Below are 24,373 nucleotides of genomic sequence, written 5' to 3'. Positions count from 1 at the left end.
TAATGGCATTAGATTCAAAAATTCCAAATGGTCCAATATCGGACAAATGGACAAATTATAAAGATCATATTAATTTAGTAAACCCTGCTAACAAACGTAATTTAGATGTTATTATTGTTGGTACAGGTTTGGCTGGAGGTTCTGCTGCGGCTACTTTGGCTGAATTAGGATATAACGTAAAAGCTTTCTGTTTTCAGGATTCACCACGTCGTGCGCACTCTATTGCAGCACAAGGGGGAATCAATGCAGCAAAAAATTATAAAGGTGATGGTGACTCGGTTTACAGATTATTTTATGATACTGTAAAAGGAGGTGACTACCGTGCACGTGAGGCAAACGTTCACCGTTTGGCTGAAGTTTCTGCTAATATTATTGACCAGTGTGTGGCTCAAGGGGTGCCATTGGCTCGTGAATATGGTGGATTATTGGATAACCGTTCTTTTGGTGGAACATTGGTTTCCCGTACATTTTACGCACAAGGACAAACCGGACAACAATTATTGCTAGGAGCTTATTCTGCAATGAACCGTCAGATTGGTCGTGGAAAAGTAAAAATGTACAACCGTCACGAAATGCTTGACATTGTTATCGTGAACGGAAAAGCGAGAGGTATTATCGCTCGTAACTTAATTACAGGAGAAATTGAAAGACACTCTGCTCACGCAGTAGTAGTAGGTTCAGGAGGATACGGAAACGTATTTTTCTTATCTACAAATGCTATGGGAAGTAACGCAACAGCAGCTTGGAAAATACATAAAAAAGGAGCGTATTTTGCGAATCCTTGTTACACTCAAATTCACCCAACTTGTATTCCGGTTTCAGGAGATCACCAGTCTAAATTGACTTTGATGTCTGAATCGTTACGTAATGACGGTCGTATTTGGGTTCCTGCGAAATTAGAAGATGCTAAAGCAATTCGTGAAGGAAAGAAAAAAGCAACTGATTTATCTGAAGCGGAAAGAGATTATTTCTTAGAAAGAAGATATCCTGCTTTTGGTAACTTAGTACCTCGTGACGTGGCGTCTCGTGCTGCAAAAGAAAGATGTGATGCTGGTTTTGGAGTTAATAAAACCGGAGAAGCTGTTTACTTAGATTTCGCAGCAGCAATTCAACGTTACGGAACGGAAGATGCTTACGTAAAAGGTTTAGATGATAAAGACACTGCTTTGGTGACTAAATTAGGAGCTGCGATCGTGAAAAGTAAATACGGAAACTTATTCCAGATGTACTACAAAATCGTTGATGAGGATCCTTATACAACGCCAATGATGATTTATCCAGCAGTTCACTACACTATGGGTGGAACCTGGGTTGATTATAATTTAATGACTACAATTCCGGGATGTTTCTCAATTGGAGAATCTAACTTCTCTGATCACGGAGCAAACAGACTTGGAGCTTCGGCTTTGATGCAAGGTTTAGCTGATGGATATTTCGTATTGCCTTATACTATTGGAGATTATTTAGCTCCGGATATTAAAATGGGAGAAATTTCTACAGAGTTACCGGAATTCTTAGAAGCAGAAAAAGCAGTAAAAGATCAAATCGACAGATTTATCAATAATAAAGGAACTCATTCTGTAGATTATTTCCATAAGAAATTAGGAAAAATCATGTGGGATAAAGTTGGTATGGCTCGTAATGCTAAAGGTTTGACTGAAGCTATCGAAGAAATTGCTGCTTTACGTGAAGAGTTTTATAAAGATGTAAAAGTGCCAGGAAGCGCTAACGAATTTAATCAGGAATTAGAGAAAGCGACACGTGTTGCCGATTTCTTAGAATTAGGAGAATTGTTCGCGAAAGATGCTTTACACCGTAATGAATCTTGTGGAGGTCACTTCCGTGAGGAGTACCAGACAGAAGAGGGAGAAGCACTTCGTGATGACGAAAACTTTGCATACGTTGCAGCTTGGGAATACAAAGGAAAACCAAGTGATGCCGTATTACACAAAGAACCTCTAATTTACGAAAACATTAAATTAGTACAGCGTAGTTACAAATAGCAATTAGTCAAAAGACAAAAGTCTTAAAGTCAAATGGCTCAATGTTAACTGACTTTCGACTTTCGGCTTTATGACCTTCAAACTAAAACAGTATGAAACTTACATTAAAAATATGGCGTCAGAAAAACGCCCAAGATAAAGGAGGAATAGTTGATTACCCAATTGACGGAATCGAACCAGATATGTCTTTCCTTGAAATGCTTGACGTTCTTAACGAACAATTAATCAATAAAGGTGAAGAGCCGGTTGCATTTGACCACGATTGTCGCGAAGGAATTTGCGGAATGTGTTCATTATTCATCAATGGTGAAGCACACGGACCAGATAGAGGAGTAACTACTTGCCAGTTACACATGCGTATGTTTAAAGATGGAGATACGATTTTTATCGAGCCATTTAGAGCAAAAGCTTTCCCGGTAATTAAAGATTTAGTGGTTGACAGAAGTTCTTTTGACAGAATTCAGCATGCAGGAGGATTTATCTCGGTGAATACTTCTGGAAATACAATTGATGCCAATACAATTCCAATCAATAAACACGATGCGGATAAATCATTTGATGCTGCAGCTTGTATTGGTTGTGGAGCTTGTGTAGCAACTTGTAAAAACTCATCGGCAATGTTATTTGTTGGAGCAAAAGTTTCTCAATATGCATTGTTGCCTCAAGGTAAAGTTGAAGCAGTTGATCGTGTTCTAAACATGGTACACCAAATGGATTTAGAAGGTTTTGGTAACTGTACCAATACAGGAGCTTGTGAAATCGAATGTCCAAAAGGAATTTCTCTTGAGAATATTGCACGTATGAACCGTGAGTATTTATCAGCAAGTTTGAAAGGATAATATGTTTTTTATATAAAAACAAAAGAAGCTGTTTTAAAAGAATAGTTTCTTAGCGGTTAAAAAATAAGGGTCGTCTCATTTTTGAGACAGGCCCTTTTTTTGTGAGCTCCAAGGGAGTGAAATATTTGTAGAAAAAAACAGGCGTTTGCATAAGCTCCAGAGGAGCGATATATTAGATCGTAAATGTATATCGCTCCTCTGGAGCTTTTTTTTATCGGTTTTGTTGAAATTCTATAAATATTTTACCCCGCTGGGGTCTTGTTGTTGGTGTTTTTTAGATTTTTTTTGTTCAATCAAAGGAGTTGTTATTTTAAGCTGCCGCTTTCTTTACTTTTATTCATAATAGAATTGCGAAGCACTTATCTCCTGTTTTTCTTTTCCTTCGGGCTGAATGAAACAGTTTAAAGTTGTTCCGCCAATCTGGTCAAAATAACTGATATTGATTTTATGAAATCCTTTTTCAAGTTTTGCAGTTCCATAAGCTTCGTTGAGCCAATGAATCCCATCATTGTTAACGATTAGCTCATTGTCGATAAAAAGCTTCGATCCGTCGTCTGAAAGCGTTGAAAACGTATAATTTCCGGTTTCCGGGATATAGAGGTATCCGTCGAATTTTAAGCCAATATAGCGTTCTTTTTTCGTTTTCCATTTTTCACTGCTCACAGTGCCTTCAAAAATTCCGGAATTTACAGGTTTTACTAAATCTAAATCCTGAACCTGCTGGAATAGTGCTCCTGTAAAATACTCGTATTTTAGCCCTTTCTTAGTAGGTTTTTGTGCTAAAGCCGGTTTTAAATCCGGATTTCGGATTATTATTTTGTTGATAGAGCTTCTTCTTCCGCCCGGGCTAATCTGAACTGTTTTGATGGTTCTGAATTCTCCTTGTGGAATATTTATGGTTACCGGTTTGGTGTATAGTTCTGCTGTCTCATCTGGGTTATAACCGTCTATGGTGTAAAAAATTTGCCCGTTTTTGATCGTTGGTTTCAGATCTAAGGTGTATTTTGAAGTGATCAAAGCTGTTTCATTTGCGCCAAAGGGTGTTGGGACTTTGTAGAGCCTTTTTTGTGCTTCTAATTTTTCTAAATGATGCGGCATGCGATTGAGAACAAAATTATCATAATTTTTATTTTGTGGTTCTGTCCATGCGATCTCTGCTAAAGCAAACATTCGGGGATAGAGTTGGTAGTTTAATTTGGCAGGACTGGTTAAATACTCCGACCACAAATTAGACTGCACACCCATAATGTATTTTTGTTCGTCAATCGTCAGACTGTCTACAGGAGTGGGGTTGTATTGGTACATTTTTTCTACGGTCACTAATCTTCCAACGGTTAAAGGCTCATTTGGAGAATACGCCTGGTTATAGTCAAGATACAAAACTTGCTCCGGATTCATGATTACGAAGTGTTTTTGTTTGGCTGCGGCAATTCCTCCCGATTCTCCGCGCCAGGACATTACTGCTGCGTTTGGAGCCAGTCCGCCTTCCAGCATTTCGTCCCAGCCCAGAATTTGTCTTCCGTTGGAATTCAGGAATTTTTCGATTCTGGTGGTGAGATAACTTTGTAATTCATGTTCGTTTTTTAAACCTAAGTCTTTGATTCTTTTTTGGCAATTTGGGCATTCTTTCCATCTTGCTTTTGGGCATTCATCACCACCAATGTGAATGTATTTGCTTGGAAACAAAGCCATAACTTCGGTTAGAACATCTTCAAGAAAGGTAAAAGTTTCTTCTTTTCCGGCACAGAATATGTCTTCAAATACGCCCCAGTATTCAATAACTTTATAGGAACGATCGGGGAAACAGGATAAATGCGGGTAAGCGGTAACTGCTGCTGTGGCATGCCCCGGCATTTCGATTTCCGGAATAACGTTTACATAATGCTCTTCGGCAAATTTTACAACGTCTTTGATTTCTTCCTGAGTGTAAAAACCTTCGTATGGATTTCCGTCAAAAAAATAAGGAAATCTTTCGAATTTATTTCCGACTAAAGTTTGTGCCCGTTTAGATCCTACTTCGGTCAATTTCGGGTATTTTTTAATCTCAATTCTCCATCCCTGATCGTCAGTTAAGTGCCAGTGAAAGTTGTTTAATTTATAGCTGGCCATTTGTGCGATAAAATCTTTTATAACATCAACAGAGAAAAAGTGACGGCAAACATCTAAGTGTAAACCGCGATATCCGTATCTGGGCTCGTCTTCGATAGTAACACAGGGTAATTTTACCTCTTGATTTTTGGGTTTGTTCGGAAGCATTTGTAATAAACTCTGAACTCCATAAAACAGTCCCTCTTCACTTCCGGTAACGGTAATTTTTTTTGAGGTAATACTTATTTTATAGGCTTCTTTTTTTAACGATGCAGATGGGGTTTTAGTAATAAATAAAACTTCAATGTTGCTTTTTTTATTGGTCGTATTTGTGTTTATGGCGGATTCAAAAAGGTTCGCAGTTTTTTGTTCTTTGGTACTGAATTTATTGTGCTCAAAAACTACTTTAATTTGTCCGTTTAAACGAATGCTGTCCTCGGTTGCTTTATAAGAATTGGGAGCAGGAATTATCGAATTAGTAGTAGAGGAAGTTTGAGCACTTCCAAAGGAAAAACAAAATATTAAAAGGAGAAATATATTTTTTCGCATGGTTACTTTTTATGTTCGTTAAACAAATTTAAGGTTTGTTGGTTAATTTGCATTTTTTTTGCAAAAGCTATTTACGTTTAAATGTCTTTATTATAGATGAATTAACTTTTTTATTACATTGTATTCTAATTTGTTTCGCAATAATATTGCATTAATTGTTTACATTTGCTTTAATAAAAATGAATTTGCATGAATAATGATAATGAACTGGTTAATTATACCAAGGAAGAACGTAAAAATCTTATTTTAAAAGAGATTAACCTACACACTCGTGTAAGTTTTGAAACCCTTTCGGTTAAATTATGTGTTTCAGAAGATACCGTAAGACGCGATATTAATGAACTTGAATCAGAGTCTTTATTGATTAAAGTAAAGGGTGGTGCAATGACAAAGGCATATCACCATTCTTCTTCGAATCAAACTTATGCAGGCGAATCCAAACAAACCATCGCGCAAAAAACATTAGGTCTGCTTCATGACGGAATGGTTTTGTTAATTGGCGGTGGAACTACCATCAGAGAATTCATCCGATTGATTCCGGATACTTTAAATCTGACCATTTTTACGGTTACTGTTTTATCGGCAGTAGAACTTCTGGACAAACCCAATGTTAAAATTATCATGATTGGCGGCAGCATTTCTTCGTACAGCCAAATGTGTGTGAGCGGCGATGTCTATAATCAGTTGGCAAATATTAAAGTTGATTTATTGATATTAGGAACTAATGCTTTAGATATCGAAGGCGGATTTTCAGATTCTGACTGGGAAACGGTTCAGGTAAAAAAAGCTATGATTCAGGCTTCTGAAAAAACAGCGATTCTTACTATTTCTGAAAAACTGGATACGGTTCTAAAAATGAAAATTGCCAACTTATCCGAGGTTGATTATGTGGTGACGGAAGTCGATCCCGATCACGAAAAACTACAGGCGTATAAGAAGGCAGTTCCCAGTTTGGTTTTTATTTAGTCCCAATTCTTTATTAAAAAGTTAATCCAGTTCTGGTGAAAGATTTTATTCAGATCTTCGTCTGAATAACCATGACTTTTAAAAATCAGAACTAATTTTTGCAAATCGGCAATGGTGTTTAAATCGTATGGCGATTGCTCTGTACCAAAAGCTCCATCAAGATCAGAGCCTATACCAATATGATTGGCATTTCCGGCCAATTGACAAATATGATCCATGTGCTTGAAGACTGTCTCAAGATTGCAGTTTGTTCCTTGTGGAGTCGAAACACCTCTTTCCCAATCCGGAACCAGCATCCATGCATCTAAAGCCCCTCCAATAACGGCTCCTCGTGAAATCAGGGCTTTGATCATTTCATCGCTGTATTGGCGGTTGTGATTTACAAGACTTCGACAATTGTTATGACTTGCCCAAACAGGTCCGTTATAATGATCCAATGCCTGCCAGAAAGCATCGTCACATAAATGTGTTGCATCTAAAATAATGTTCAGACGTTCCATCTCTTTTAGCAAGTCGATTCCGTTTTGTCGCATTTTTCCAGTGGCATCCGTTCCGTTTGCATATCGCCCGGGACCGTAATGTGCCGGTCCAATAGCTCTTAATCCGTATTGATGTGCTTTTTCTAAGTAAGAAATGTCAATAATAGAATCAGCACCCTCTAAGCTTAAAATATAACCAATGGGTTTTTTGTCATTTGGCGTTCCGTCATTCCATAAATCGATTTGTTGCAGCAATGATGTTTTGTCTGTAATTGGAGTTATTTCTCCGGCTTCTTCCATGGTTTTGTACCACGCGAGCTGTCCCTGTGTTTGTGCCCAGGCCTGCTCAGGTGAATTCCAGCCGGGAATAATGCTGCCGGGTTTTACAAATCGTGCAATTTGAGTGGCAACTACAATTCCGATATTTCCTCTTCGCAAATCAGGAAAAGAAACCGTTGCACGCTCGCGATCCGGTTTGTCAGTCATTCCTTTTTCCAAATGGCGCAAAGTAGGTACGTCATTTCTTAAATCTCGATTCCATTCCATCGCATTCATGCTAAGGTCTAAATGGGCGTCTATTATAAACATAGTATTTTTTTTAAGGCACAAAGGTTCAGAGGTTTTCTGCAAGGTCTATAATCTTTACTCTATTCTCTTTCCTCTTCGCTCTATTTTCTATTTTTTTTCTCTGTTGCTAGATATTAATTTTTCTGCTGCGGGCCACAACCTGCCATTGATCGCAGATCTGATGTTCATTATTTACAACCTGAACGGAGTCATAAAGGGCACAGGTTGGGCAAACATGATAAGGTTGTGCGTAAATAGTATCGCCGATAGCATATTCGTTTTTTCCTTTGTTTTCGATAATCAAATGTTCTTCTGAATGTCCGGTGGGGATTAGATTCTCATCGTTTAAAATCACAAGTCTTTTATCGATTGGGTTTTCAGAAGCTATAGCTTTGTATCCAATATCAATACAAAAAGTAGAAGAAGTTGGTTTTGAAACTATGGTTCCGACAATGACCAGTGCGGGTTTGAAATTTTGCTCCGGTAGATGAATTTGATAATTGGAATCCCAGAAAACAAAAGTTCCGGGACTGCATTCTACATTTTTCTGAGCCGAATAAAATGGAAAAGTATTAGATCCTCCGGCAACAATTTTCAGTTCGTAATCAAATTTTTCCTGAATAGTCTTTATTTCTTCATTGATACTGAAGAAAATATTGGAAGCTATTGATGTTCGGTGTTCGATATCACCTTTTAAATGACCGTCGTAAATGTGGATACCTGCGAAATGAATGTTTTTTAACTTAATAATTTCGTCAATTAAGGCTCCCCAATTTTTAGAAATTGAGATTCCGGTTCTGTTCATTCCGGTATTCAAATCCAGATATACAGTTAGGGTCAGATTGTTTTTATGCGCGATGGTATCCAGTGCTTTTGCCGATTCGAAATTATCTACAATTGTCGAAAAAGCGATAGCTGGATATTTTTGAATTAACGAAATCCATCTTTCTTTTTTAACACCAACAGGTTGATAGGCGAGAAGCACATCCGGAATTTCGTGTATGGCGGCAAGTTCAGCTTCGGCAATTGTAGCACATTTAATTTTGTTGATGTTGTAAGTTTTAAATAAATCCAGAATTTCCCCAATTTTATGGGTTTTGATATGTGGTCTTAATTTTTGAGTATCACCGTTTACAGACTCAATCAAATGCTCAATATTGGACTGAATGCGATCTTCGTAAACAGCCAAAAATGGAGTATCAACACGGATTTCGGAATTTATTTTCCACCAGTTGTTTCGCATAATTTAGGTTCTTGTTTTTTTGACAACTTCAATTAAATTTTGAAAAGCCTGAAAGGATTGCTCATAACTTAAATTTAGCAGCATTTCTTTTGTAAATAAATTAGAACCAATCCCAACGCAGACAACTCCGGATTTGAACCAGGATTTCAAATTGCTTTCTTCTAAGGTTACACCTCCGGTTGGCATTATCTTTAAATTCGGAAAAGGAGCTCTGATGGCTTTTACATATCCGGGACCGCCAATTTTATCGGCAGGAAAAAGTTTTACAATTTCAGCTCCTAATTTATTGGCGTGAAGTACTTCGTTTAAGGTAGCAGCTCCAGGAATCCAGTAAATATTATTTTTAAAGCAATAATTTCCAATTTCGAAATCGGTATGCGGGCATACAATACAATCTGCCCCTAACTGATGAAAGGTTTCGGCATCATGAACATTTAAAATAGATCCTACGGCTATTTTAACCTGCAGATTATTGGCTTTTCTAAAAGCAATCATTTGAGTAAAAACTTCTTTTGCATTATCTGCACGAGCAGCAAACTCGATAATTTTTATGCCAGCATCAGCCGCCGATTGCAAGACTATTTGGGCTGTTTCAATGTTGATTTGTGTGACTAACGGAAGTACACCTTGCGTTTTTAATATGCTGTACATGTTCTTATTTTATCTGTTAATTCTATTACTTGAGCCGTTTTTAATAAAATGACTTACTTCATCAAGAGTGCTTATAGCAAAATCTCCGTGAATACTTTGTTTGATTACACCGCAGGCAGTTGCCCATTCGATGCATTCCTGACCGGATAATTTATGGGTCAGTCCGTATAATAATCCTGCGTTGAAGGCATCTCCGGAACCAATCTGGTCTGTTACGACATGTATTTTGTGTTCGGGTGTCTGATAAAAGTTGCCTTCGTGAATCAGCAATCCTTTGTATAAATGCGCTGGTCCGTCTGACTTTCTGAAACTCATTGCCAGTGTTTTTAAAAAGGGCATTTTTACTTTTAACAATTCGAATGTTTTTTGAAAACGATCGGCATCGGATTCGTTTGGATCTGTTTTGATTCCGAAATAAATTTCAATAGCATCTAAATCGGCAACAGTAATTGTGCTGTACTGAAGTAAATCAGGCATGATTTCAGAGGGATGTTTTCCGTATTGCCATAATTTAGAACGGTAATTAAAATCGGAAGAAATTGGAAGTCCTTTTTGATGTGCAGCCAAAATAGCTTCTTTACAGACCTGAGCTGCTTCATCCGAAACTCCCGGACTTATTCCGGACCAGTGAAAATGGTTTACATCGGCTAATGCCAGATCCCAGTTAATCTGATCTTTTTGTATGGTTGCAAAAGACGAATTGCTTCGGTCGTAAATAACTTGTGATTGTCTGATTTGATTTCCGGCCTCGACAAAATATAAACCTAAACGGTCTCCGCCATAAACACATTTCGAGGTGTTTACTTTGTATTTCTGAAGTTCGTTTACAGCCAATTGGGCTAAGTCATTTTGAGGCAATCGGGTAATGTAATCGGTAGGTATTCCCAATTGGGATAGTAAAACACAAACATTTGCTTCGGCACCGCCCACGTAAATTTTTATTTCGTTGGCCTGTGTAAATCGATTTCCGTTGGCAACATTCATCCGGAGTAATAATTCACCGAAAGTTGCGATTTTTGTTTGTGAGGTATTTGTATTCATTGTTGTCTTTTTTTAGCCACTCCCGATAGCTGTCGGGATTATATTGATTTATAAACTTAGCGATTATTTTTTTTAACACATAGAAGCATAGTTTTTGAAACCTTGTAATAGGCGTTTCACTTGCATTAATACACATAGCTATGTGCGAAAACGAGTTTTTTTGTTATCCTCAATGAAGTAAAAAAAATCTATGTTTCTATGTATTTAATTCTTTCGCCACGAATTTCACTAATTTTCGCAAATCAGTACCTGAAAAATTAATTCGTTTTAATTCGTGAAATTCGTGGCAAACAAAAAATAATGCTTTTTTATTATGTTATCTGTGGCATAACTTTTTTTAATATAATTCGAAAACGGCTTCTACTTCAACGGGAATATTATCCGGTAAAGATCCCATACCTACGGCACTTCTTACTCCGATTCCGTTTTCCTGTCCCCAGACTTCGGCAAATAATTCACTGCAGCCGTTTATTACATAGGGATGTCTTAGAAAATCGCCATTGCAATTCACCATTCCAAGTACTTTTATCACTTTTTTTACTTTGTTCAGGCTTCCAAAATTGGTTACAATTGTAGAAAGCATTGTTAATCCGACTTGTCTCGCTGCTAATTTTCCTTCTTCGATATCCATGTCATCGCCAATTCGGCCAATGATTAGTGATTTGTCGTCTCTAACAGGCCCGTGACCTGAAAGGTATAAATATTTACCATCAACCAAATAGGGTTTGTATATACCCAAAGGCTGAGGCGCCGGAGGAAGAGACAAACCAAGTGTTTCAAATTTTTCTTGTGGTAATAAATTCATGATATTAATGTATTATAGAGTTTAAAATAAAAACGAAAATGATTCCTAAAACAGATACTAAGGATTCCATAACGGTCCATGATTTGAAAGTATCTTTCAGGCTGATGTTAAAATATTCTTTGAACATCCAGAAACTTGGGTCGTTTACGTGCGAGCACATTAAACTTCCTGCTCCAACAGACAAAACCAGTAAGTTAGGATCAAGTCCGGTTGATTGTAGTAATGGGAGTAAAACACTCGCGGTCATTAATCCTGCCGCTGTCGCCGAACCTACACAAACGCGAATAATCGCTGCCATCATCCAAGCCAATAAATAAGGATGAATGTTTATTTGTGTTAGAGCTGCAACGATAGTTTCGTTTACGCCGCTTACAATCATGACTTCTTTTAGGCCGCCGGCTCCTCCAACGATCAGAACAATTAAGGCAACATCTTTGATGGCAACGGCGTAGTCATCCATTACCGAGCTGATGCTTCGGTTCATTCGGATCCCTAAAGTATAGGTACAGATCAATAAAGAAATCAGCATGATGATACTAGGCTCTCCAATTGTTTTGCAGATGTCAGCTAAAGTTTCATTTTTAGAAATCATAGGTAATATCGAAGTTACTGTTAATCCGAAAACCGGAAATAAAGCGGAGAACAGACTAAGTGAAAAACTTGGAAGTTTGCCTTCGTTTACAACTTCTTCAATATTTAAGATTTCGTGATCTGATTCGGTTTTAATGTTTTTGAGTAAATTCGAAAACAGCAAACCTGCAATAAAAATGGTTGGAATCGCAATGATGATTCCATAAACCAAAACAAGTCCAAGATCGGCATTAAAAATACTGCTTAAAGCCATTGGAGACGGATGTGGGGGTAAGAAACCGTGTGCTACTGAAAGCGACGCCAGCATTGGAATACCAAGATATACTTTTGACAGTTTAAATTGGTGGGCTACTGAGAAGATTAAGGGTACTAACAAAACAAAACCAACACTATAAAATAGAGGTATCCCAACAATAAATCCGGTAATCATTAAGCCAAGGCGAACGTATTTTTTACCCGTCCATCCCATAACAGTTTTGGCAATAACATTGGCGGCGCCTGATGAAACAGTAAGTTTACCAATACAGGTTCCGAAAACAATAATCAGCGTAATAGATCCTAACATTTCGCCCAAACCTTTTTGAACGGTTTGTGATAAAGTGTCTATCGGCAGACCTAAAAAAAGGCCTGCTAATAAAGCTGTTATGATAAAGGCAATAAACGGATTGATTTTAAGCCAGGCTATCTGGACGATTAGAAACGCAATGCATGCCGTAAGAATTAAAATGCTCATTTATCTGTTGTATTATTAACTCCGCAGAGTGTAATTCGTATAAAATTGATTAAACACATAGCAACATAGATTTTTTTACTTAATAAAAGAATAATAAAAAAAAATTAGCTTTTAAAACATAGTAACTATGCGTATTAATGCAAGTGAAACATCTTTTTAGGATTGCAGGATCTATGTCTCTATGTGTTTAAATTAATTATATCAATGGATTTTTATTGTTTATCCCACCAGATTCTTGTAGTAAAAGTATCAGGTCCTTGTTGTTTAACTGCTTCTGCTAAGTTAGTTGTATTTACTGAATATTCACTGGTTGGATATCTAAGACGCCTTGGTATTGTGCCATTTGTTACATTTCCAGGGAAATTTACGGGAGTTAAAACAGGGTATCCTGTTCTTCTCCAATTGGCATAAATTTCCTGTTCGTCTACAAATAAAGCTACATAAACCTGGGTATGAATTTGATTCATTTTGGCTTCAAAATTCCCTGCTGCATTATAAGGATTAGCAGTTAAATAAGGAGTTGCATCTGTAATGGCGTAGGATGTTCCATAAATTCCCATATTTAGGAAAGATGCTTTCACTCCTTTTCCATATAAATCCTTATCGGTTTCGGCGGTGTACCATCCTCTTGCAGCAGCTTCGGCCAGATATAAATTAGTTTCGGCATTGCTTATTAATACCAGCGGAGCATCGAATCTTAAAATGGTATTTTGATTTGGCTCAGAATAAGTAGCTTGCTCTAATGGTGCTAGTGCTGTTGTGGTTCCATTTGGGAAACCTTTTTGCACGGCCGGGTTAGTATTTTGTACAGTTCCTTGCCAAACTCCGGCGTAAACACTGATTCTCGGGTCAGCAGTAGTTTTTAATAAGTCAATGAAAGTTTTGGCTAGTTTGCCTCCCTCAGTGTTAGTTTGACCGTATGATCCGTTTGCATAATCTCCGGTTCTTGAGTCAAAAGCAACGGGGTTTCTGTTGAAGTTATTTGGCCCGTCGCTATAGTTCATGATGGCATTGTCTGCTCCATTAACGATTACTCCACCTGCAATGGCTTTGGTAACCCAGGTTTTTGATAAAGCGGGATCCACTTTAGTTAAACGCAAGCCTAAGCGAAGCATTAAGGAGTAAGAGAATTTCTTCCATTTGGCAACATTTCCCTGATAGATAAAATCGGCAGTACCGAAACTCGGTTTCGCTGGATCCAGTGCAGTCGCAGCTTCATCAAGCTCTTTTAGTAAATCTTTATAGATGAATTCTTGCGAGTCATATTTTGGAAGAAATAGATTTGTAGTGTATGCCTGTACTGCTTGGGAGTAGGGAATACTTCCGTACAAATCTGTAATTTTATGATATAAAAAAACTTTCCAGATTCGGGCAATATTAAGTTTGTTGCTGTCGTTCGGTGTGTCTTTTACGGCATTAATTACGATCTCAGTTTCATTTAATGCTGTTGGGTATGCCTGATTAAAGTAACCGGAATAGTATTTTTCTCCATCTAAGTATTTATCACCCACTCCGGAGACTTCTTTGTAAGTGGCATAATGTTGCAGTATTCCGCCACATTCAAGAATGTTTGTAAAAAAATAATTATTGGCTAAGCCGTCAAGTTGCGCCCTGCTGAAAATAAAGTTGGTATTTGGTTTTTCAACAGCATTGGGATTGGAGTTGATTTCTTCAAAATCTTTGGTACATGCTGTCAGGCTACCCAACAGTATGCCTGAAATGTATAATAGGGTTATCTTTTTCATGTCTTTTAATTTAAAAATTAGGGATAGGGGGTGTTTAAAATTTAACATTTAAATTTAAACCGAAACTTCTGGTTCTAGGAACTCCAAATTGTTCTATACCCTGAGCATTTCCCGCACTAAATACAGATTCCGGGTCTACGTTTGGAGTCTTTTTGTAAAGAATGAATAAGTTTCTTGCTATGAAAGAAATGGATATGCTTTGAAGTTTTGATAAACTGCTTATTTTTTCAATAGGGAATTGATATCCAATAATAACTTGTCTTAGTTTTATAAAACTTGCATCGTAGACAAATTCTGATGAAATGTTTTTTAGTCCATCATAATAATTTCTAAGGTCTTTAGGAGCAATTACCATATCTACCGGATTTCCTTTAGTATCAACTCCCTTAATTGGTAAGCCGTTTTCGCGACCTTCAAGTGTTAATTTGGTTAATCCCATACGGGTTCCATATAAATCCGTTCCGGAGTATAAACTACCACCAAATTTACCGTCGATCAGGAAGCTAAAAGATATGTTTTTGTATTTAAATTCATTATTAAGTCCTGCTGTCCAGGGATGAACACCCTGTCCCAGCTCCTGAAGTGGACCTCTTGCTACGGTTGCGGTATTGCCACTTACATTGTAAACTGTATTTCCGTTTGCATCTTTAAGAGGTTTGTATCCTTTTATAGTACTGTAAGGGCGTCCTACATCACTTGTAATAAGGGCATAATCGTTTACGGAAATTGCCATCGTAATCGAGTTTAATTTGTCTGTAAGTGCTTCAACTGTGTTTTTATTATAGGCTCCGTTGATACTTGCGTCCCAAGAGAAGTTGCTATTGTTTATGATCTTACTGCTAATTAATAATTCTACTCCTTCATTTCTCATTTTTCCAATGTTGAGTAAAGCAGTATTTGCGCCTGACGCATTTGAAATGGTTGTTTGTACAATGTCGTTTGTGGTAGCACGGTTGTACCAGGCGAAGTCAAGATTCAAACGATTGTTAAAGAAGCCTATATCAGTTCCAATTTCAAAGGTGGTTGAAGTTAAAGGACTTAATGTAGAATTTGGCACTCTCGTTCCTGTAGGGACTTGTAGCTGTTGGTTGTTGTGGCCTCCCTGAACCATTGAATACGATCGGTTTAGTGCGTATGGGTCTGGTGTAGCGCCTCCAACCTGGGCCCACGAAGATCTCAGTTTTGTAAATGAAATCCACTCCGGCATTTTTATAATATCAGAAAGAATGATACTAGTTCCTATGGATGGGTAGAACACTTTATTGTTTTCTTTAGATAGGGTTGAAAACCAATCCTGACGTCCTGTAACGTTTAGGAAAATTACATTTTTGTAATCCAGATCTGCGGCAGCATAAACAGAGTTTGTTTTTGTTTTTCCATAAGGATAAGTATACGATAAAGTAGTAAAATTGGTTGGAGCGAAAAAATCATCAAGGACAAAATTTGAACCCTCAAGGCTAACTTCATCTCGTAAGGTTGTACGGGAGTTTACTCCAAGTAATGCATTCAGAGAAAAATCTTTATACAAGTTCTTTTTGGTATAGTTTAGTATAGCTTCGGAATTCAGGTTTGACAGCTTTACGCGGGAACCTTGTGCGTATCCAATTGGATTGTTTAGGCTTGTCTTTGGAATGTATCCAAAGTAATCGTAATCGGTGTAATCCTGTCCAATTCTTCCCTGAAGAAATAGTTCGGGTGTAAAGTTTAATTTTACGTTTAACATTCCAAGGAAACGATTTTTAGTGTCCCTGTTTTTGATTTTATTGATGGTGAAGTAAGGGTTTGTTGCAACTGGAACAGGATTCCATGCTATTTCCTTACCGTTTTCGTCATAACCAGGTGAAAGATTTCTAATGTCTACAGTGTTAGCAAGCAGATAGGTGGCCCAGTTCGGGTTGGCTTCTGCATCTGAAACCGTAATTCTGTTGTTTGATTTCTCTATGTTGTATTGTGCGACTACGTCAAATTTTAACCAATTGGTTAAGTTTACATTGCTGGCAATGTTGACACTTTTACGGTTGAAATCAGAATTTGGTACAATCGACTGGTTGTCTGTATTAGAGAAGGAAAGACGTCCTGAAGCTTTTTCGGTTCCTCCTGAAAGTGCGATAGAATTGATAAATGTTGTTCCGGTTTCGTAGAAGTTTTTGATGTTGTTTTTTTGTGCAACATAAGGTCTTTTTACTCCGTCAAATTGAATAACATCAGTCCCGTCTATTTTTGCTCCCCACGACCAGCGACCAAATTCTATAGCTTTTTCTTTCGTTAATGGTTTTTGTCCTGCATCTCCGGCTCCGTACTCGTACTGCCAGTTCGGGATCACAGCTGGGGTTTCAAAAGTATAAGAAGAATTGAGTTCTACACCGATGCCTTTTTGTGCGCCTCCTCTTTTGGTTTGAATAAGGATTACACCATTGGCAGCATTTGCTCCATAAAGTGCTGCTGCAGTTCCTCCTTTTAATACAGTGATGCTTTTAATGTCATCAGGATTGATAACAGAGGTACCGTCACCTCTATCGACGTTCATTCTTGGTGAGCCTGCTCCATTTCCGGTTCCAGGCAGGTTAAGTTGTGTATTGTCAATTGGTAAGTCGTTCACTACATACATGGGCTGGTTATTTCCGTTTAGGGAACCATTTCCACGAATGACTACTCTGGTCGATCCGTTTGCGCCTGTTGCAGAGCTGCTTACGTTTACTCCGGCAATTTTACCTACTAAAGCGTTTGTGATATTGGTTTCTTTTGCCTTGGTGAATTCAGTTCCTTTTAATTCGGTAACAGCATAGGCAACTGCTTTGTTACTCTTTTTAACCCCTAATGCGGTTACTAATACTTGCTCCAATACATTTTCGGCAGGTTTTAAGCTTATTAAGACATCTCTAACATTGTCTAGTTTGTATTCTAAAGTTCCATAACCCATGTAAGAAACGATAATGTGAGTTTCGTTTTCCGGAACATTTAATTTAAATTTTCCTGTTTCATCGGTTATAGTGGCTGTTTTCTTATTGCCTTTGGCATAAATAGTAGCTCCGGCAATTGGCATTCCGTCGTCCTGACCAATGACTTGGCCCGAAATTTCAATCTGACTGCTTTTTTGTTCAAAGAGGTGCGTTTTAATTGCAGCTTCTTTTGCATTTGCTGAGAAGAGTACTCCCCCAATAAATACTAATGAAATTAGCTTTGTTTTCATAATACTTTGGTTTTCATGTTTTATTTTGGTTTTATTGGCGATCAAATATATATATTATTTTTATTCATTTGCATTTTTTTTGCATAAAGTGCATTTTTTTTGCAATATTTTTTTCTGAAGTGTTTTTATAATCCAAAAGAAATGAGGTTTCTAAAGGTGTTCTGAGAAAATTTTGCAGAATGAGTTTTTTTGAAAAGAATTCATTTTAATCTTAAAATTCGTATTTTTAGAAGGGTATGAACGGGTAATTTTGTTTGTTTTTGATCGGAAAAGCCTAAAAAAATACCACCCGCAATTCAATACAAATTACGAATGGTATTAGGATCAACATGAAATTAAGTAGGTTTAATCTACATCCCACCAAACTTTTGCCAGCCAACTGTTGTTGTTGTATTTGGCACTGGCAGCCAGGAAGTTTTCTCGGTTATTGGTTGATTCTTCCACCGGATAGGGCATTCTTGTAGGCATAACTCCTTGTGTGTCAGAGCCTGCTCGGGTAATTTTTATCATAACGGGGAAATTTGTTCTTCTGTAGTTGCTATAAGCTTCCATTCCGTTTAAGAATAAAGTGAGCCATTGCTGTGTGGCAATTTCTTCCAATTCTTTTCCTGGGGTAAGATTTTTAGTGGCAAGAAAAGTAGTAATAGCATTATTGTCGATAATACTGGCGTCTTTAAAAATAATCCATTGTCTGATACCGGCTTCGATTCCTTTTTTATAATAATCTTTTGTGTCACCCGGATATAGCCCTCTGAAAGAAGCTTCAGCCAGAAGTAATTGTGTTTCTGAATAAGTAAGATGTAAATAAGGGGAGCTGTTTTGGGAAAGATAAGGCTGAGTCCTTGATAAGGCATCACCTCCATTTGGATGCCCCCATCTGTAATTATTCGGGTCGATGCCTTCATAGATTCCATTCGGATTTGGTCTGAACCATATCTCTTTTCTGGGGTCGTTTTTTAATGCCTCTAATATTGTAAGGGTAGGGTGGTCATTTAAGTCTCCTGTGGCCTTTAAGGCATGAGAAAGTCCGTTACCGTTGTTTAAAGCACCTGTAGTTTCATTAGTAGTGGCGTCATGTTTCATGAAACAATTATCATCGTTGCTTGTAAAGATGCCATTGGTAACTGCTTTTTTGATTTGTTCTTTTGCTAATGCCGGGTCTACTTTTGAAATTCTCATAGCCGTACGTAATCGTAAGGAATTGATCATTTTTTTCCACTTAGCGACATTGCCTTCGTAAAAGAGATCTCCTTTTATTGCGTCAGATCCGGATTGTAATTGGCTGTATGCTTCGTCTAGTACTTTAAAAAAATCGGTATAAATGTCTTTCTGACTGTCGTATTTCGGATAGAAAATTTTCTGCAAATCGCCAAAGCCTGCTTCGGAATAGGGAACATCTCCGTACAAATCGGTTAAGCGCTGATATACCATCACTTTCAGTGTTTTTGCAACAGCATTTAAGTTGGTGTATTCTGGTTTTCCTTTTGTTCTTTCCAGAACGTCTGTTAAGTTTCGTACGATTCCGCCTCCATAGTTCGAAAACCAAAGAGCGTCTTGGTATTCTCTGTTAGCAATGTAAAAGGAACCATAGTTGGCAACGCTCCATGATCCGCCAAGATGTTGAATAAAGCCTTCTCCATAAATAAGGTTGGCTCTCCATTGCTCAAACCATCCTCCTGATAACGCAGCTTCTATTCCCGTTATCTGAGTATAAGGTTCGATGGTTTGAAAGCCTTCAGGGTTAGTGTTTGTTTCTCTGAAAAGGTCGTCGTCAGCACAATTAGTAGTGGTTAGTACTAAAAGTATAGCCAACACATGTTTTGTCAGTTGTAATATATGTTTTTTCATTTTGATGCAATTAGAGGATTAGAATGATAATTGTAGGTTAAAGCCATAAGATCTTCTGTAAGGCAGGGAACCGTATTCAAAACCTTGTCCGTTGCCGCTTGTGTAAGTTGACTCCGGATCGATGTTTGGAACTTTAGAGTAAATAGTCCATAAATTTCGAGCAATAACCGAGAATTTAAATCTTTCAAATCCGGTGCCTTTTAGCCATTTTTTTGGAAAATCGTAACCTATAGAGACTTCTCTTAGTTTAACATACGAGGCGTCATAAATAAAAGGTTCCGGTGTGGTATCGTCTCCGTATAAGCTTCTCCAGTAAGTTTGCGGATTCACTGGTGTGGCGTTGTTTTTGTATCCGGTAACATTACCGTTAGTGTCTCTAACTTCGTTTACACCTTCTATAATGAGTCCTGCGCCAGGTTGTAATTTAGCGATATCATCTGGTGTTTTTCCGGAAGCGATCTGCTGTGCAAACCATGCATTAAATTCATCTCTCCCATCGAGAGTTCTGCTGGATAGTCCTGCGGCAGCGGCGTTGGCGTTGGTCATAGAGTATAGTTTGCCTCCAAATTTCATGTCAAGATTGGCTCTTAGGCTAATTCCTTTGTAGGAGAACTCATTGGTAACTCCTCCAATCCAGTCCGGTGCCGCTTTTCCAAAGCTTTCCAAAGTTGATGTCAACAGCGGATTTCCGTTTGATCCTATCAAAATTTGCCCATCAGGAGATCTTTGGAATTTTTTACCATAAATCTCTGTAGTGCTTTGCCCAACTTTTGCAACAATTTGAGCTCCGGCCCATCTTGCATTCGAGATCACTTGTAGGTCAGTTTTGTCTGTTAACTCAATTAATTTGTTGTCATTTTTAGCAAAATTGAAGGTTATGTCCCAATTAAAGCCATCTGGCTTTCTGAAAATTCCGGCAGTTATCAGGGCTTCAAAACCTTTATTCTCAACTGTACCTGCATTTGCATTAACACCAACAAAACCGGAAGCTTGTGAGGTGTTTAATACAATCAATTGGTTTTTTGTTCTGGTGTAGTAATAAGACAAATCAACTTGTAAGCGATTTTTAAAAAATCCTAAATCAATTCCGGCTTCGTAGCTGGTGGTAAGTTCTGGTTTTAAGTTGTTATTTGGAATAATATTACTGTTGATTGAGCCAATAGGGTTTCCTAATAAAGGTTTGGCTTGTATGTTGTAATTTAATAAAGTTGCGTATGGAGTTTCCAGTGCTTTTGCAGTCGTTGCCCATGAAGCTCTTATTTTTCCAAAAGTTAATACGTCATTCTTAATATTTAGACCGTCAGTAAAAATAAAACTGGAGGATATAGACGGATAAAAATAAGAATAGTTGTTGTTGTTGGTAGAACTTATTGCTGAGGCGAGAGTTGAGTTCCAATCGTTACGTCCTGTAAAATCCAGAAATAAATAATTTTTATAATTGGCTCTTAAGTAAGTGTATAAAGAGCGTACTAATATTTCATCATTTGTTTTCGGACTTAAGACAGCGGATAAGAAATTAGATTGTTTGTTTACTCCATTGAAAAACATGTCCGTAAGTGCTACCCCCGAAACAATTCTTTGGGTATTTCTTTGGTTAGCACCAACACCTAAGTTAACATTAAAATCACCGAATGATTTCTGAGCATTTAATAATGCTTCGGCGTTATATTCCTGAAAGGTAGTATTGCTGTTGATTAAAGAGCCATTCTGTCTTGCAGTCCAGGTAGTTCCTTCGTTGACAAAATCGGAACTTTCAAATGTAAAACGATCAATTCCTACTCTTCCTGTAGCGCTTAGCCAATCGGTAAAGGCGTAGGTTGCGCTGAAATTTCCTAATATTCGATGTTTTTCGGTTACATTTTTGTTTTCGTCTAATACAAAGTAAGGGTTTAATTTATTTGGGTCGGAATTCCACTGATAGTAGTTCCCGTTTGGATCTTCATAATTTTTTAACCAGGCTTGATTGAAGTTTGGTGCGAGTGAGGTTACAGTTAATCCAAGATTGCCGGCATCGTCTGAAAGGGCAGGTCTGTTGGTGGTGTTTTCTGTGATGTAATTGAATTTAGCATCTAATGTCAGTTTTTTGATTTGAGAATTGACCCCTAATGTGAATGTATTTCGTTTAAGACCGGTTTTAGGAACGATATCTGTGGCATCAATATTGGAATAGTTTAATCGGAAGGTGGTATTGTCTCCACCACCTGAAAGACTAATGCTATTGTTTACAGTTACGCCTGTTCTGAAAAAATCTTTAAAGTTGTTTTTCATGTATTCGTAAGGTTTGTAGGATCCGTCAAAGATTCGTACTGAAGTGTTGCCGGCAGATCCGAATCGAGGCCCCCAGGCACTGGTGGTGGCATTTCGTCCATTTACGATTTCATTAGTATTCGGCAGTGTTCCATTTGATCCTGTACCATATTCTTTTTGGTAGTCTTTGTATCTTGAATTGATTTGGTCAAAAGTAGTAGTGCTGTTCCAATCGACTTTCAAAGAGTTTCTTTTTCCCTTTTTGGTAGTAATAACAATGACACCATTGGCGCCACGTTCTCCGTAAAGAGCACTGGCTGCTCCCCCTTTTAGAACAGAAATGTTTTCAATGTCATCTGTATTTATGCTGGACAATCCGTCGCCATTGTCTCTTCCTTCAGAGTATCTGGCCGATTTATTGTCTGTTATGCTTCCAAGTCCGGTGTTTCCTAAGGTAACTCCGTCTACAACATAAAGTGGTTGATTGTCTCCACTTATAGATCGGTTCCCTCTTATTACGATTCTGGAACTACCTCCAATACCTCCTGTGGTTTGAGAAATGTTAACACCTGCTACTTTTCCGTACAAAGACTGAGCAACACTTATTGTGGGATTGTCTGCTAGATCTTTTCCTTTTACATCCTGAAAAGAATAGCCCAGTTCTTTTCTTTCTCTTTTTAGACCTAATGCGGTAACTACCACACCCGAAAGGGCTGTTGCAGCGGCTTCTTTAAGCTTTATGGTGAGGTTGTTAGAATTTCCTATGAGAATATTTTGTGGTTCTAATCCTAAAAAGGAGATCGTTAGTGTTTTTCCTTCTTGTACGTCGATAGAGAACTTACCGTCGAAATCGGTTGTGGTGCCTCTTTTTTCTTCTTTTACGCTTATGGATGCTCCAGGTATCGAGATGCCATTAGTATCGGTCACCGTTCCTTTGATGGTTTTTACTTGCGCCTGGGTGACCTGTATCGCAAAAAAGAACATAAATAATAAAATAGTTTGTTTCATTCTTTTTGGTTTTTAGTTAGTTGAGGTTTATTGATTGATTGTTTTTTTGTTTCACTGGTGAGGTGAAAGAATTTTTTAATTCGTTTCCTGAAGACGAATTATTACAAATAGAATCCTGTTACTTTTACTACAGCTGTGGTCTTTATTGTAGTTTTAGTATTATGCTTTAGATAATAAGGAATCTGCTTGCGCTATTTGATTGTTTTGCTTTTTTATTGCAAATGATTCGTGACTGTTTGTAAGAATCATTGTTGGCGGTGCGCCCTTTAAAACTGGGTGTTTTTTCATAATTAAGTGTTTTTTAAGGTGTTGTGTTTTTTAATCAGCGGTCAAATATATATAAATTATATTCATTGTTAGCAATATTTTCGCATAAATTGTGCAAGATTTTTGCATAATTTTTTCAGATAATGTTTTTTTATTCTGAAAAATCCGATATTTACTAGGCTTGTGGCTCTTTGTAGGAGGTTTTGTGAAACTCAAATCTTGTTTGGGCTTTTTGTTTTAAAAAAAAGGTATTTTTACCATATGAAAATCGCACTTATACAATCAAATCTTTACTGGGAGAATGCTTTAGAGAATAGAAGGCAATTTGAAGCCAAAATCAATTTAATCGATGCTGACGTTAATCTGATCGTGTTGCCGGAAATGTTTTCAACGGGATTTACGATGAATGCCGCAGCTGTTGCCGAAACGATGCAAGGGGAGACTATCTCCTGGATACAGTCTTTGGCGAAACAAAAAAATGCAGCTATTGTGGGAAGTCTTGTTATTGTGGAGAACGAGAAGTATTACAATCGAATGGTATTTGTTTTTCCGTCAGGTGAAATTCAATATTACAACAAGCGCCATTTGTTTTCGCTTGCAGGAGAAGATCAGTTTTATACCAGAGGAGATGAAAAAGTAATTGTGAATTATCTGAATTGGAAGATTTGCCTGCAGGTTTGTTATGACTTGAGATTTCCCGTTTTTGCCAGAAATGTAGAAAACTACGATTTACTGCTGTATGTGGCCAACTGGCCAAAAGTGCGAACCAATGCTTGGGATGCTTTGCTTAAAGCCCGTGCTATCGAAAATCTAAGTTATGTGATTGGGGTTAACAGAGTAGGGCTGGACGCCAATAATTTTGAACATACTGGACATTCGCAAGCGGTGGATTTTTTAGGAAATTATATTCTGGAACCACAGGAAACTGAAGATACTTTTGTGGTGGAATTGGATAAAAATTCGATGTTGGAAACCCGAAAAAAACTTGATTTTTTAAGTGATAAAGACCAGTTTAGAATCGATTTTTGATTCTAATTCGAAAGCTTATTTTTGAGGTTCTTCTAAGACGATAATTTCGTTTTCAGGATTTTTGGTGCGGACAGTAATTTTTTGGTACTTCCATTCTGTTCCTTTTTTGATAGCAGAAAGGTCTAGTTTGCCCTTTCTTTTGGCTCCGTTGATTCTAACGGATAAGCGGACAGTATTGTGGTTGTTGGAATAAAGAATGTTGCCTTCTAAAATTGCTAATTGATCAATCGGCTCAATTTTTCCAACATTTTCAAGGACGTTTGGATTCTTGTTGGCTTTTTCAATTGCCTGTTCAAAAAGCAAATTGTCGGAATATGCCTGAGCGATATCGGTTATATTTTCTTTGGAAGTTGAAGCTGCCAGGGTTCCGATTAAAAAAAGTACAGCTATCAGGATTATAGGTAAAAGCCATTTCCAGTTTCTTTTTAACCAATTTTCTTTTTCAATCAAATCGTTTTCCATATTGGTGTCTTCAGGCGTTAAA

General features: G+C 37.7%; 17 protein-coding genes. 4 read left to right on the top strand and 13 right to left on the bottom strand.

What is annotated here, in order from left to right:
• Positions 1-2: 2 nt before the first annotated feature.
• Together OGZ34_RS03210 and OGZ34_RS03205 are read left to right on the top strand one after the other, a co-directional pair.
• Positions 3-2,003, top strand: a complete 2,001-nt coding sequence (locus OGZ34_RS03210) for a fumarate reductase/succinate dehydrogenase flavoprotein subunit (RefSeq protein ID WP_263362112.1) — start codon at positions 3-5, stop codon at positions 2,001-2,003.
• Positions 2,004-2,095: 92 nt separating this feature from the next.
• A complete protein-coding gene (locus OGZ34_RS03205) occupies positions 2,096-2,842 on the top strand; it encodes a succinate dehydrogenase/fumarate reductase iron-sulfur subunit (RefSeq protein ID WP_173966306.1) in 747 nt (248 codons plus the stop codon).
• A 333-nt stretch (positions 2,843-3,175) separates the two neighbouring features.
• Here the strand turns inward: OGZ34_RS03205 and OGZ34_RS03200 are convergent, their stop codons facing one another.
• Positions 3,176-5,479 carry a family 20 glycosylhydrolase gene (locus OGZ34_RS03200; RefSeq protein ID WP_263362111.1) on the bottom strand — a complete coding sequence of 768 codons (2,304 nt, stop codon included), beginning with the start codon at positions 5,477-5,479 and terminating at the stop codon, positions 3,176-3,178.
• 189 nt (positions 5,480-5,668) lie between these two features.
• On the opposite strand from OGZ34_RS03200, the gene OGZ34_RS03195 reads away from it, so the two are divergent.
• Positions 5,669-6,445, top strand: a complete 777-nt coding sequence (locus tag OGZ34_RS03195) for a DeoR/GlpR family DNA-binding transcription regulator (RefSeq protein WP_173966308.1) — start codon at positions 5,669-5,671, stop codon at positions 6,443-6,445.
• Here OGZ34_RS03195 and OGZ34_RS03190 read toward each other — a convergent pair.
• The 11 genes from OGZ34_RS03190 to OGZ34_RS03140 form a co-directional block, all read right to left on the bottom strand.
• Positions 6,442-7,512, bottom strand: coding sequence for a dipeptidase (locus OGZ34_RS03190; protein ID WP_173966309.1), 1,071 nt, complete (start codon positions 7,510-7,512; stop codon positions 6,442-6,444). The two genes, OGZ34_RS03195 and OGZ34_RS03190, sit on opposite strands and share 4 nt — an antisense overlap.
• A 106-nt stretch (positions 7,513-7,618) precedes the next feature.
• A complete protein-coding gene (locus tag OGZ34_RS03185) occupies positions 7,619-8,734 on the bottom strand; it encodes a D-TA family PLP-dependent enzyme (protein ID WP_173966310.1) in 1,116 nt (371 codons plus the stop codon).
• Between the two features lie 3 nt (positions 8,735-8,737).
• Positions 8,738-9,385, bottom strand: a complete 648-nt coding sequence (locus tag OGZ34_RS03180) for a beta/alpha barrel domain-containing protein (RefSeq protein WP_173966311.1) — start codon at positions 9,383-9,385, stop codon at positions 8,738-8,740.
• Between the two features lie 9 nt (positions 9,386-9,394).
• On the bottom strand, positions 9,395-10,426 hold the full coding sequence (locus tag OGZ34_RS03175; protein WP_173966312.1) for a sugar kinase: 1,032 nt from the start codon (positions 10,424-10,426) through the stop codon (positions 9,395-9,397).
• Between the two features lie 337 nt (positions 10,427-10,763).
• Positions 10,764-11,231 (bottom strand): RidA family protein, encoded by a 468-nt coding sequence (locus OGZ34_RS03170; protein ID WP_173966313.1) that lies wholly within the window; start codon positions 11,229-11,231, stop codon positions 10,764-10,766.
• 4 nt (positions 11,232-11,235) lie between these two features.
• On the bottom strand, positions 11,236-12,555 hold the full coding sequence (locus OGZ34_RS03165) for a GntP family permease (protein ID WP_263362110.1): 1,320 nt from the start codon (positions 12,553-12,555) through the stop codon (positions 11,236-11,238).
• 212 nt (positions 12,556-12,767) lie between these two features.
• On the bottom strand, positions 12,768-14,300 hold the full coding sequence (locus OGZ34_RS03160) for a SusD/RagB family nutrient-binding outer membrane lipoprotein (RefSeq protein WP_263362109.1): 1,533 nt from the start codon (positions 14,298-14,300) through the stop codon (positions 12,768-12,770).
• 34 nt (positions 14,301-14,334) lie between these two features.
• Positions 14,335-17,490, bottom strand: coding sequence for a SusC/RagA family TonB-linked outer membrane protein (locus OGZ34_RS03155; RefSeq protein WP_263362108.1), 3,156 nt, complete (start codon positions 17,488-17,490; stop codon positions 14,335-14,337).
• A 345-nt stretch (positions 17,491-17,835) separates the two neighbouring features.
• Positions 17,836-19,338: a SusD/RagB family nutrient-binding outer membrane lipoprotein gene (locus tag OGZ34_RS03150; protein WP_263362107.1), complete on the bottom strand. Its 1,503-nt coding sequence runs from the start codon at positions 19,336-19,338 to the stop codon at positions 17,836-17,838.
• 18 nt (positions 19,339-19,356) lie between these two features.
• Positions 19,357-22,593: a SusC/RagA family TonB-linked outer membrane protein gene (locus OGZ34_RS03145; protein WP_263362106.1), complete on the bottom strand. Its 3,237-nt coding sequence runs from the start codon at positions 22,591-22,593 to the stop codon at positions 19,357-19,359.
• 159 nt (positions 22,594-22,752) lie between these two features.
• A complete protein-coding gene (locus tag OGZ34_RS03140; RefSeq protein WP_263362105.1) occupies positions 22,753-22,881 on the bottom strand; it encodes a hypothetical protein in 129 nt (42 codons plus the stop codon).
• Positions 22,882-23,121: 240 nt separating this feature from the next.
• On the opposite strand from OGZ34_RS03140, the gene OGZ34_RS03135 reads away from it, so the two are divergent.
• Positions 23,122-23,889, top strand: coding sequence for a nitrilase family protein (locus OGZ34_RS03135; RefSeq protein ID WP_263362104.1), 768 nt, complete (start codon positions 23,122-23,124; stop codon positions 23,887-23,889).
• A 15-nt stretch (positions 23,890-23,904) separates the two neighbouring features.
• Here the strand turns inward: OGZ34_RS03135 and OGZ34_RS03130 are convergent, their stop codons facing one another.
• On the bottom strand, positions 23,905-24,351 hold the full coding sequence (locus tag OGZ34_RS03130; protein ID WP_263362103.1) for a cytochrome c oxidase assembly factor Coa1 family protein: 447 nt from the start codon (positions 24,349-24,351) through the stop codon (positions 23,905-23,907).
• Positions 24,352-24,373 lie beyond the last annotated feature (22 nt).

The organism is Flavobacterium collinsii, assembly GCF_946903285.1.
Classification (GTDB): domain Bacteria; phylum Bacteroidota; class Bacteroidia; order Flavobacteriales; family Flavobacteriaceae; genus Flavobacterium; species Flavobacterium collinsii.
The sequence above is the reverse complement of the archived record's forward strand: the minus strand, read 5'-3'. Positions and strand labels throughout refer to the sequence as shown.

What these genes read in the sequence shown, in the direction of transcription:
- OGZ34_RS03210 (WP_263362112.1), top strand. Translation starts at nt 3, where the DNA reads ATGGCATTAGATTCAAAAATTCCAAATGGTCCAATATCGGACAAATGG.
- OGZ34_RS03205 (WP_173966306.1), top strand. Translation starts at nt 2,096, where the DNA reads ATGAAACTTACATTAAAAATATGGCGTCAGAAAAACGCCCAAGATAAA.
- OGZ34_RS03200 (WP_263362111.1), bottom strand. Translation starts at nt 5,479, where the DNA reads ATGCGAAAAAATATATTTCTCCTTTTAATATTTTGTTTTTCCTTTGGA.
- OGZ34_RS03195 (WP_173966308.1), top strand. Translation starts at nt 5,669, where the DNA reads ATGAATAATGATAATGAACTGGTTAATTATACCAAGGAAGAACGTAAA.
- OGZ34_RS03190 (WP_173966309.1), bottom strand. Translation starts at nt 7,512, where the DNA reads ATGTTTATAATAGACGCCCATTTAGACCTTAGCATGAATGCGATGGAA.
- OGZ34_RS03185 (WP_173966310.1), bottom strand. Translation starts at nt 8,734, where the DNA reads ATGCGAAACAACTGGTGGAAAATAAATTCCGAAATCCGTGTTGATACT.
- OGZ34_RS03180 (WP_173966311.1), bottom strand. Translation starts at nt 9,385, where the DNA reads ATGTACAGCATATTAAAAACGCAAGGTGTACTTCCGTTAGTCACACAA.
- OGZ34_RS03175 (WP_173966312.1), bottom strand. Translation starts at nt 10,426, where the DNA reads ATGAATACAAATACCTCACAAACAAAAATCGCAACTTTCGGTGAATTA.
- OGZ34_RS03170 (WP_173966313.1), bottom strand. Translation starts at nt 11,231, where the DNA reads ATGAATTTATTACCACAAGAAAAATTTGAAACACTTGGTTTGTCTCTT.
- OGZ34_RS03165 (WP_263362110.1), bottom strand. Translation starts at nt 12,555, where the DNA reads ATGAGCATTTTAATTCTTACGGCATGCATTGCGTTTCTAATCGTCCAG.
- OGZ34_RS03160 (WP_263362109.1), bottom strand. Translation starts at nt 14,300, where the DNA reads ATGAAAAAGATAACCCTATTATACATTTCAGGCATACTGTTGGGTAGC.
- OGZ34_RS03155 (WP_263362108.1), bottom strand. Translation starts at nt 17,490, where the DNA reads ATGAAAACAAAGCTAATTTCATTAGTATTTATTGGGGGAGTACTCTTC.
- OGZ34_RS03150 (WP_263362107.1), bottom strand. Translation starts at nt 19,338, where the DNA reads ATGAAAAAACATATATTACAACTGACAAAACATGTGTTGGCTATACTT.
- OGZ34_RS03145 (WP_263362106.1), bottom strand. Translation starts at nt 22,593, where the DNA reads ATGAAACAAACTATTTTATTATTTATGTTCTTTTTTGCGATACAGGTC.
- OGZ34_RS03140 (WP_263362105.1), bottom strand. Translation starts at nt 22,881, where the DNA reads ATGAAAAAACACCCAGTTTTAAAGGGCGCACCGCCAACAATGATTCTT.
- OGZ34_RS03135 (WP_263362104.1), top strand. Translation starts at nt 23,122, where the DNA reads ATGAAAATCGCACTTATACAATCAAATCTTTACTGGGAGAATGCTTTA.
- OGZ34_RS03130 (WP_263362103.1), bottom strand. Translation starts at nt 24,351, where the DNA reads ATGGAAAACGATTTGATTGAAAAAGAAAATTGGTTAAAAAGAAACTGG.